The organism is Mesorhizobium sp. M0514, assembly GCF_040321145.1.
GTDB lineage: Bacteria > Pseudomonadota > Alphaproteobacteria > Rhizobiales > Rhizobiaceae > Mesorhizobium.
This window is the reverse complement of the sequence record NZ_JAMYQZ010000143.1, coordinates 1-8,949: the sequence shown is the minus strand read 5'-3', so window position 1 is coordinate 8,949 and position 8,949 is coordinate 1. Positions and strand designations below refer to the sequence as shown.

Annotated in this window: 11 protein-coding genes; 1 reads left to right on the top strand and 10 read right to left on the bottom strand. The window is 66.9% G+C overall.

All coding sequences use genetic code 11. The annotated features are described in order from the left end of the window. The 5 genes from NKI61_RS31280 to NKI61_RS31260 all read right to left on the bottom strand — a co-directional run. The coding region (locus tag NKI61_RS31280; protein WP_502899954.1) for a nucleotide-binding protein at positions 1-386 on the bottom strand (386 nt) is incomplete at its 3' end. After that, the gene (gene cobA, locus NKI61_RS31275; protein ID WP_023741645.1) at positions 383-1,201 is read right to left on the bottom strand and encodes a uroporphyrinogen-III C-methyltransferase; all 819 of its coding nucleotides are present in this window, start codon (positions 1,199-1,201) and stop codon (positions 383-385) included. The genes NKI61_RS31280 and cobA, both read right to left, overlap by 4 nt. Beyond that, positions 1,198-1,962 (bottom strand): precorrin-4 C(11)-methyltransferase, encoded by a 765-nt coding sequence (gene cobM, locus NKI61_RS31270; RefSeq protein ID WP_023741644.1) that lies wholly within the window; start codon positions 1,960-1,962, stop codon positions 1,198-1,200. Before cobM ends, cobA begins: the two co-directional genes overlap by 4 nt. Continuing rightward, the gene (locus NKI61_RS31265) at positions 1,959-2,345 is read right to left on the bottom strand and encodes a cobalamin biosynthesis protein (RefSeq protein ID WP_023698345.1); all 387 of its coding nucleotides are present in this window, start codon (positions 2,343-2,345) and stop codon (positions 1,959-1,961) included. Before NKI61_RS31265 ends, cobM begins: the two co-directional genes overlap by 4 nt. Continuing rightward, positions 2,342-3,568 (bottom strand): bifunctional cobalt-precorrin-7 (C(5))-methyltransferase/cobalt-precorrin-6B (C(15))-methyltransferase, encoded by a 1,227-nt coding sequence (locus NKI61_RS31260; RefSeq protein ID WP_023741642.1) that lies wholly within the window; start codon positions 3,566-3,568, stop codon positions 2,342-2,344. Before NKI61_RS31260 ends, NKI61_RS31265 begins: the two co-directional genes overlap by 4 nt. Positions 3,569-3,722: 154 nt before the next feature. Between NKI61_RS31260 and NKI61_RS31255 the strand changes: the two genes are divergently transcribed. Continuing rightward, positions 3,723-4,481, top strand: a complete 759-nt coding sequence (locus NKI61_RS31255) for a cobalt-precorrin-6A reductase (protein ID WP_352842214.1) — start codon at positions 3,723-3,725, stop codon at positions 4,479-4,481. Here NKI61_RS31255 and NKI61_RS31250 read toward each other — a convergent pair. The 5 genes from NKI61_RS31250 to NKI61_RS31230 form a co-directional block, all read right to left on the bottom strand. After that, positions 4,445-5,209 (bottom strand): precorrin-3B C(17)-methyltransferase, encoded by a 765-nt coding sequence (locus tag NKI61_RS31250; protein WP_352842212.1) that lies wholly within the window; start codon positions 5,207-5,209, stop codon positions 4,445-4,447. The two genes, NKI61_RS31255 and NKI61_RS31250, sit on opposite strands and share 37 nt — an antisense overlap. Then, positions 5,206-5,979, bottom strand: coding sequence for a precorrin-2 C(20)-methyltransferase (locus tag NKI61_RS31245; RefSeq protein WP_352842210.1), 774 nt, complete (start codon positions 5,977-5,979; stop codon positions 5,206-5,208). Before NKI61_RS31245 ends, NKI61_RS31250 begins: the two co-directional genes overlap by 4 nt. After that, positions 5,976-6,608, bottom strand: coding sequence for a precorrin-8X methylmutase (locus NKI61_RS31240; protein WP_023744663.1), 633 nt, complete (start codon positions 6,606-6,608; stop codon positions 5,976-5,978). The genes NKI61_RS31245 and NKI61_RS31240 overlap by 4 nt, the downstream gene beginning before the upstream one ends. Positions 6,609-6,610: 2 nt before the next feature. After that, positions 6,611-8,074, bottom strand: coding sequence for a precorrin-3B synthase (gene cobG, locus NKI61_RS31235; RefSeq protein WP_352842208.1), 1,464 nt, complete (start codon positions 8,072-8,074; stop codon positions 6,611-6,613). Further along, a partial coding sequence (locus NKI61_RS31230) for a cobaltochelatase subunit CobN (protein ID WP_352842206.1) occupies positions 8,071-8,949 on the bottom strand: 879 nt, incomplete at its 5' end. The genes cobG and NKI61_RS31230, both read right to left, overlap by 4 nt.

Genomic DNA, 8,949 nt, shown 5'->3' with positions numbered 1-8,949 from the left:
GTCGTCGACTGTCCCGAGACGTCGAGCACCAAAAGCACCGGCAGGTGGTAGAGCCGCGCCAGATCGGCGGCCGAGCCGGTGCGGCCTTGTCCGGCCGGGATGCCGTCGAACAGGCCCATGGCGCTTTCGAGGAAGAAAAAATCGGCGTCCTCGGTGGCATTGCCGGCCAACGCGTTGAGCAGGTCAGGCGACATCGCCCAGCTGTCCAGGTTGACGCCGGACAGGCCAGTGGCGGCGGTATGAAAACCCGGATCGATATAGTCGGGGCCGGACTTGGCGCCGCGCACCTTGATGCCGCGCCGGGCGAGCGCGCGCAAAATGCCGATGGTGACGCTGGTCTTGCCGGAGCCGGAACGCGGCGCGCCGATGATGATGGCGCGGGTCATGCGTTACCCGCCAGTGCCGCGCGCATGGCGACGATGCCGCCGACGACAATGAGGGCCGGCGAGGCCAATTCCGCCGCGGCGGCCGCTTCGGAAATGGTGGCGAGTGTCGCGACGACGGTCCGCTCCTGCGGTGTCGTCGCCGAAACGATGACAGCCGCCGGCGTCGACGGCGCCAGCCCGCCTTCGAGCAGCGACGCGGCGATAACAGGCAGATTGGCCATGCCCATATAGATGACCACCGGCTGGCCGGTGCGGGCGATCGCGCCCCAGTCGAGATCGTCATCTGTGCCGGCGGCATGACCTGTCGCCAGGATGATCGCCTTGTTGATGCCGCGCATGGTTGCGGGAATGCCGGTGGCGGCCAGCGCGCTCAGCCCCGATGTCAGGCCGGGCATGACGCGGAAAGGGATTTTTTCGCGCGCCAGCGCCAGCGCCTCTTCGCCGCCGCGGCCGAAAATATAGGGATCGCCGCCCTTCAGCCGGACGACGCGGCGGCCCTCGCGCGCCAGCCGCACCAGCAGAGCGGTGATGTCGTCCTGCTTCATCGACGGCTTGCCGCCGCGTTTTCCGGCAAAGAACAGCTCGGCCTTGTCTGCGACGGCGACGACATCGGGCGAAACCAGCGCGTCGTAGACCACAGCATCGGCCTCGGCCAAGGCCGCCAGCACTTCCAGCGTCAGGCAGCCGGGGTCGCCGGGGCCGGCGCCGGCCAGCCAGACATGGCCCGCCTCAAGCGCACGCGGCTTGAAGTTCAGCCGGGCAAGCGCCTGTTCGAGCGTGGCGTTTTCGCCGTTGTTCCTGGTGTGGCCGCTCACAATCCATCCCGTCCGCGAAAACGCCGCTGGTAGTGGGCGTCGTATAATGAACTTTCGCCAAACCCTTCCGCTGCCAGCGAGCGCCCGACGAAGATGATCGCCGTGCGCTCCATCGGATCGGCGGCGAGCAGCGCCTCGATGGTCGCCAGCGTGCCGGTCAGCACGCGTTCGTCCGGCCACGAGGCGCGAAAGACGATCGCCACCGGGCAATCACCGCCATAATGCGGCGTCAATTCGGCAACGACGCGGTCGATGGCGTGGATGGCCAGATGAATGGCGAGCGTCGCACCGGTGCGACCGAACCCGGCCAGCGTTTCGCCGGGCGGCATTTTGGACGCGCGGCCGGAGACACGGGTCAGCACCAGGCTTTGCGCCACCTCGGGAATGGTCAGTTCGCGGCGAAGCGCGGCGGCAGCGGCGGCGAAGGAGGGAACGCCCGGCGTCAGCGTATAGGGGATACCATGCTTTTCCAGCCGGCGGATCTGCTCGGCCACGGCGCTCCACACCGAGAGGTCGCCGGAATGCAGGCGGGCGACATCGTGGCCGGCCTGGTGGGCTGTCACATATTCGACCTCGATTTCGTCGAGTGACATCGGCGCCGTATCGATCAGTTTGGTCCCCGGTGCGCAGTGTTGCAGCAATTCCGGCGCGACGATCGAGCCGGCATGCAGACAGACCGGGCAGCTTGCCAGCAGCTTGGCGCCGCGCAGTGTCATGAGGTCGGCGGCACCGGGACCGGCGCCGATGAAATGCACGGTCATGGCGCGTCTCCGCTGATGGCGATGGCGCAGGTGACCGGGCCGAGCACGGTGCGTGGACCAAGCAGCTTTGCACCGGGGCCGGCAACGGCAAGGGCGGAGGCTTCTGAGACGGAGGGTGTGCCGGCGAGGTCTTGCGAGAGATCGGATTTGCTGAGTGCCTCCGACGAGACGGCCTGAAGTGCTGCGTCATCAACGATGATGACGGGAAGGTTGAGCGTGCGGCCAGCGGCAGAGATCGCTTCTTCGTCTTTCTTGAGCGCGGCGGTCGCCAAGGCCGACAGCGCCGTTATCGCCAGCCCGTGCGCTTCGAGGGCGGTTTCGATCGCCGCGAGCACGTCTTCGATGCTCACGCCCTTCCGGCTGCCGATGCCCGCCACCATCATGGCTTCACCCAGCTCCACTGGGTGACCGGCATGGCCGGGCGCCAGGCCTGCATCGAACCGACAGGAGAAGCGCGGGAAATGGTGATGCGGGTAAGGTCGCCGCCGCGCTTGATGTGCTCCGCGAGAAGCAGCGCCTCCATCTCCAGCGTCACCGCATTGGCAACGAGACGGCCACGGGATGGCAGCGCCTTGATGGCGGCGTTCAGCACGCCGGTATCGCTACCACCACCGCCAATGAAGATCGCGTCCGGTATGGCCAACCCGGCAAGCGCCTTGGGTGCCGACCCTTCCACAACGACAAGACCGGGCACACCGCAATGCGCGGCGTTGCGGACGATGCAGGCGGCGCGGTCGCTGTTGGCCTCGATGGCGATGGCGCGCATCGAGGGGTGAGCGAGCATCCATTCGATGCCGATGGAGCCGGAACCGGCGCCGATGTCCCACAGCAATTCGCCACGCCTCGGCGCCAGCGCCGCAAGCGTCATGGCGCGGATGTCGTGCTTGGTGATCTGGCCGTCGTGCTCGAACAGATGGTCGGCACGGCCAACGGTCAGTGGCAGGATGCGGGCCTCTTGTGTCGATTCAAGCTCAAGCGCCAGCACGTTGAGGGGATTGATGTCTCTGAGATCGAAAGCGTCGGCACGTGCCGAGCGAAGCTTCTCGTTCGGTCCGCCCAGCGCTTCCAGAACGGTCAGCCGCGAACCGCCGAAGTCGAGTTCGACGAGCAGGCGCGCTATTGTCGCTGGTGCGTCGCCGTCCGATGTCAGCGCCAGGATGCGCGCCCTGGGATGCAGCAGCGGCCGGATCAGATCGAGTGGGCGGCCATGCAGCGAGATCACTTCGATGTCCTGCAACGCCCAGCCGAGCCGTGCGGCGGCCAGCGAAGTCGCTGACGGCGCGGGGATGACATGCATCTCTTCAGGCTTGACCTTGCGGGCAAGGGTGGCGCCGACGCCGTGGAAGAATGGATCACCGGAGGCGAGCACGCAGACGCGCCGGCCGGCCAGCGCCAGCACGTCTGCCATGCCGGCATCGAAGGGCACCGGCCATGGGCGCTGCTCACCCTTGATGAGCGAAGCCACCAGCGCCAGATGCCGCTTGCCGCCGAAGACGGTCTCGGCGTCAGCGATCTGCCGCTTGGCCTCGTCGCCGAGACTCGCTAAACCGTCCTCGCCGATGCCGACGATTGTAAGCCATTTTGGCGTGGGCTGTTTTTTTGACATGTCGCGCCGCCCCTCATCCGCCTGCCGGCACCTTCTCCCCGTGTAGTGACGGGGAGAAGGGAGAAGCTCCGGCGCTGACGCCTCCCTCTCCCCGTTCTTCACGGGGAGAGGGTAGGGGTGAGGGGCAGCGCCGACGCTGTTCAACATGGTGCTCATGAAGAAGATTCTGATCCTTGGCGGCACGACAGAAGCGCGCCAATTGGCCGAAAAACTGGTGGAAGATTTCCGTGTCACCCTGTCGCTGGCCGGCCGCACCGAAAGCCCGGTCGCGCAAGGCGTGCCGGTGCGCAGCGGCGGATTTGGCGGCAGTGAAGGGTTGGCCGCCTATCTCAAGGAGACGCGAACCGATCTGCTGATCGACGCGACGCATCCCTATGCCGCGCGAATTTCCGCTAATGCGGCGCAAGTCGCGCGCCTGACCGGCGTGCCGATCCTTGCTTTGCGCCGCCCCGGCTGGGAGCCTGTCGATGGCGACCGCTGGACGCATGTCGATACGACAGGCGATGCGGTGCACGCGCTTGGATCGACGCCGCGCCGCGCCTTCCTGGCGCTCGGCCGGCAGGAGGTTGCGGCTTTCGAGGCGGCGCCGCAGCATCATTACCTTGTTCGCAGCGTCGATCCGGTCGAGCCGAAACTGGCGGTGCCGGATGCGGCCTACCTGCTGGCGCGCGGGCCGTTCCGCGAGCCGGATGAACACGCACTGCTCGAGGAGCACCGCATCGATGTCGTCGTATCCAAGAACAGCGGCGGCGAGGCCACCTACGGCAAGATCGCCGCGGCGCGGGCGCTCGGTATCGAGGTGGTGATGGTGCGCAGGCCCAACCTGCCGGAGGTGCCGTCGGCCGAAACTGTCGAAGCATTGGCCGCGATGATCGATCATGGTCTCGACCCCGTCGCGGAGCGCGGCGTGTAGACCAGCGCCGGTTTGTCGCCGCGCTTGATGATCCGTGTTTCCGGCGAACCGATGATGATGCAGGTCGCCATGTCGGCCTTTTCCGCCTCGACATCGGCCAGCAGGAACACCTCGATGCGCTCGTCCGGGCGACCGGCGGCGCGGCCGAAGATGACCGGCGTGGTGCCGGGCAGGATGGCGGTCAGGCATTCGAAGGCGCGGCCAAGCTGCCAGGGGCGCGCCTTGCTGATCGGATTGTAGAGCGCGATGACGAAGCCGGCGCCGGCCGCCGCCAAAAGGCGCAGCTCGATCAGATCCCATGGCTTCAGATTATCGGACAGCGAGATGGCGCAGAAATCATGGCCGAGCGGTGCGCCGATGCGTGCGGCGACGGCCAGCATGGCGGTGATGCCGGGCACGACGGCGACGTCTACCGCGCGCCATTCGGCCGGACCGGCCTCGATCGCCTCGCAGACGGCGGCCGCCATGGCGAAGACGCCGGGATCGCCGCCGGACACAACTGCGACGTCATGGCCCTCGGCGGCCTTGACCAGCGCGTCTTTGGAGCGGGCAAGTTCCTCGCGATTGTCGGAGGCGACGCGGATCTGGTCCGGGCGCAATTCCAGCCGGTCGAGATAGGGCTTGTAGCCATAGAAGAATTTTGCTTCGGTCACAGCGCGGCTGGCTTGCGGCGTGACCTGATCGGCATTGCCGGGTCCGAGACCGATGACTGTGAGACGGCCGCTCATGGCTTGGCTCCCGAAGCGCCAGAACGGCCGGACCAGCCGGCGACCAGCACGATGGCGAAGTATGGCGCCTTGTCGTCCGGCTTGTCGGCAAGCTTCATCGAAACGCTGCCGGCCATGGTGCCGCGCTCGACATAGACGGCGCGGGTGAGCTTGCCGGTCGCTTCCAGCGCCCGCCTGATCTTGGGCAGGTTGCGGCCGACCTTCATGATGACAGCGGCGTCGGTATCGGCGAGATGGCGGGTCAATTCGAATTCGCTCATCGTGCCGGGCAGTACCGTCAGCACATCATCGCCCTGGACGATCGGCACGCCGGTCTGCGACCAGCAGCCCGACATGGCGGTGACGCCGGGAATGACTTCGGTCTGGAAACGATGCGCGAGCCGCACATGCAGGTGCATGTAGGAGCCGTAGAACAGCGGATCGCCTTCGGAGAGCACGGCGACCATGCGGCCGGCTTCGAGGTGCTCGGCGACCTTCTCGGCCGACTCCTCGTAGAAATCGGTGATCTGCGAGCGATAGTCGTCGTGATCCTTGTCGATCTCGGTGGTGACGGGATAGAGCAGCGGCAGCTCCAGCATGTCCGGGCGGAAGCGCGCCTCGACGATGGCGCGGGCATTGCTGTTGTTTCCGCGCTTGGCGAAGTAAGCGACGACGTCGGCCTCGGCCAGGATGCGCGCACCTTTCAGCGTCAAAAGTTCCGGATCGCCGGGACCGGTGCCGACGCCGACGAGGCGGCCTTTTGCCAGATCTTCTTCGACAGCCGCGTTCACAGGCCGGGCCTCGCTAGCGAGTTGAGCGCGGCGGCGGTCATGGCGCTGCCGCCGAGGCGTCCCCGCACGATGGCGTAGGGCACGCCATAGGAATTCTCGGCCAGCGCATCCTTGGATTCGGCCGCACCGACGAAGCCGACCGGCATGCCGATGATCGCAGCCGGCTTCGGCGCGCCGTCGCGCAGTTTTTCGAGCAGATAGAACAAAGCGGTCGGCGCGTTGCCGATGGCGACGACCGAACCGGCCATGCGCTCGCCCCACAGGTCGATCGCGGCGGCCGAGCGGGTGTTGCCGATGTCTCTGGCGATGTCGTGCGTGCGCGGATCGCGCAAGGTACAGATCACCTCGTTGCCCGCCGGCAGCCTGGCGCGGGTGACGCCATGCGACACCATTTCCGCGTCGCAGAAGATCGGCGCGCCCGCCGCTAAAGCGGTCCGCGCCGCGGCGACGAAATCGCTGGAGAAGACAAAATGACTTGATGCCTCGACCTGGCCGCAGGCATGGATCATGCGGATGGCGACATCGGCCTCGGCCTCCGAAAAGCGCGACAAATCGGCCTCGGCGCGGATGATGGCGAAGGAGCGCTCGTAGATCGCGTTGCCGTCATGGATGTAATCGTAGGCGGCCATGCTTATTCCTGTCGGTAGCTTTCGGCGATTGCCGCCGGCCCGAGCCTTGTCAGGCAAGCGGCGGCGGTTTCGCCCTGAAATCGTGCGCTGCGGACCATCGCCGCGACGCGACTGACGCCGCGTGCGGCGTCATAGCCCGGCCTGTAGCCCGCAGGAAGGGCCTTTGCCGTCGCGTTCACGACAAGTCCGGCTCCGTTTTCGCCGCCGACGATTGTTAGCGCGGCAGAGCCGGGGTGAGCGCAGCCCTTGGCGCAGCCGGAAATGTGCAGTGTGAAGTCGAGGATATCAGCGTTTTCGGCGGCGATTGTCTCGGCGATGTCGCGCGTGGCGATGCGGCCGGAGGCACACGCAGGGGTGCCGGGGCAGGCGGCGATGCGGGTGCGCGGGTCGGCGGCGGTGGTGACGAAGCCGAGCGCGGTGGCGGTGGCTTGCAGGAGGTGGTTTGCGGACGATGGTTGGCCGAGGAAAAGCAAGGCGCGGCCGGGGGCGAGACGGATTTCGGCGACGCCGAGGGACAGGGCGCTTTGGGCGAGGGCGATGGGTTTTTCGGCCGGCATGCTGCCGAAGGGGAGGGCTATGCCGAGAGCGGTGGTGTCGTTGGATAAGGGGAAAAGACCGATAGGCCGGCGATCCTGCACACCCCCCTCTGTCCTGCCGGACATCTCCCCCTCAAGGGGGGAGATTGCGTCTTCGTGGGCGATTTCGCCAAATTTCAGCGTGGAAAGTGGAGAGCCGCCGGCGACCCTGCTGATCTCCCCCCTTGAGGGGGAGATGTCCGGCAGGACAGAGGGGGGCGCGAAGGAATGCCAGCTTGCGAGAGAGGCCAATTGCCTCTCCGACAAATCCCGAGGATGTGCGTCACGCCCCTTCTCGGCAACCATCCTCAGCACAGCAACCGCAATATCGCGCGCTGCATCCTCATCGGCCGTCGCAAGCGGCCTCGCGCTTTGGCCATCGCCGGCAACAGACAAAGCCCACAGAACGTTACCGCCGTCCCGCACCGCCTTCAGCCTGACATCGGCCGTCACCGCATCCATCGTCAACTGCCCGCCGCCGTCGACAACCACCGAAACCTTCGGTCCCAGCCTTGCCGTCAGCCCAGCCTCCTCAACCGCCATCCTGATCCGCTCAGCCAAAGCTCGCGGATCGGCAATCTCCCGCGGATCGATGCCGGCCAGCGGCCCGGTCTCGACCGGCACGCCGGTACGCACTGCAATCCCCAGTGCATCGACCTCCGCCGCCAACAGCACCGCACTTTCCGCTGTCAGCCCGCGTATCTGCAGGCTGCCTCGTGCGGTCACTTCCATGATGCCGTTGCCGTGCTTCAAGGCGGATTCGCAGAGTCCGATCAGCGACCTGGGGGAAAGCCCTCCCGCAACCGGGTTGAGCCGCACCAGCAGGCCATCGCCGGTCTGCATCGGCGCCGAGAGAGCCGGACAGGCGCCGCGGCGCGAGAAGGCGTTCATGCCGCGACCCCGAGCCACTCGGCCTCGGCGATGAGGGCCGCGAGATCATCGTCTATCGAGTTGCGCAGGGGATGCCAGAGACCGCGCCGCCGTGCCGACAGGAAGCGTTCTGCGATGACTTTGGCTGCGGCCGGGTTTTCGCGCAGGATGAAAGCGCGAACGTTGGCGTCGCCGACATAGGCGTCATGTACAGCCTCGATCAGCGCACCTGAAATGGCGTGGGTGGTTTCGGCGAAACCGATGAGACGGTCGACGGTCTCGGCGAATTCCGAGGCGCCGCGCGGGCCGTGCCGCATCTGGCCGGCGATGAAACGCGCATTGACGGCTCGCGCCCGCACAACCCGCGACACAGCCTCGCCGACCGAGCGCGGCTTCGGCTTTTGCGGGTCGGTGGTGTCGAGCACGATCACGTCGGCATTGCGGCCCAGTGCCGCCAGCGCCGCCGAAAAGCCGCCGATGAAGGCGACGTCGGCGGAGCCCTCGAGAATGTCGCGGCCGGGATCGTCGCCGGTGTGGACGAGCAGATCGGCCTCGGCGATGCGGGTCTCGAAAGCGCCGGGGGAGGCAATGCCTTCGCCCTCGGCGCCGCCATAGGCGTGCGATGTCGCATCGAGATAGGCGCGGCCGATTTCTTCGCGCGCGGCCCAGTCGCCACTCGACAACAGGTCCTCGACGCCGGCTCCATAGGTGCCGGGCGAGGTGCCGAAGATGCGCGGGCCGATCTTGCCATCGGCACGGGTTCTGGCGGCGAGCGGGTTTTCCGAATCGTCCTCGTCGCGCGCGGCAACGGCGTTGGCAGCGGCGTCGATCAGCGCGATCTGGGTCGGGAACATGTCGCGGAACAGACCCGAAATCCGCCAGGTGACATCGACGCG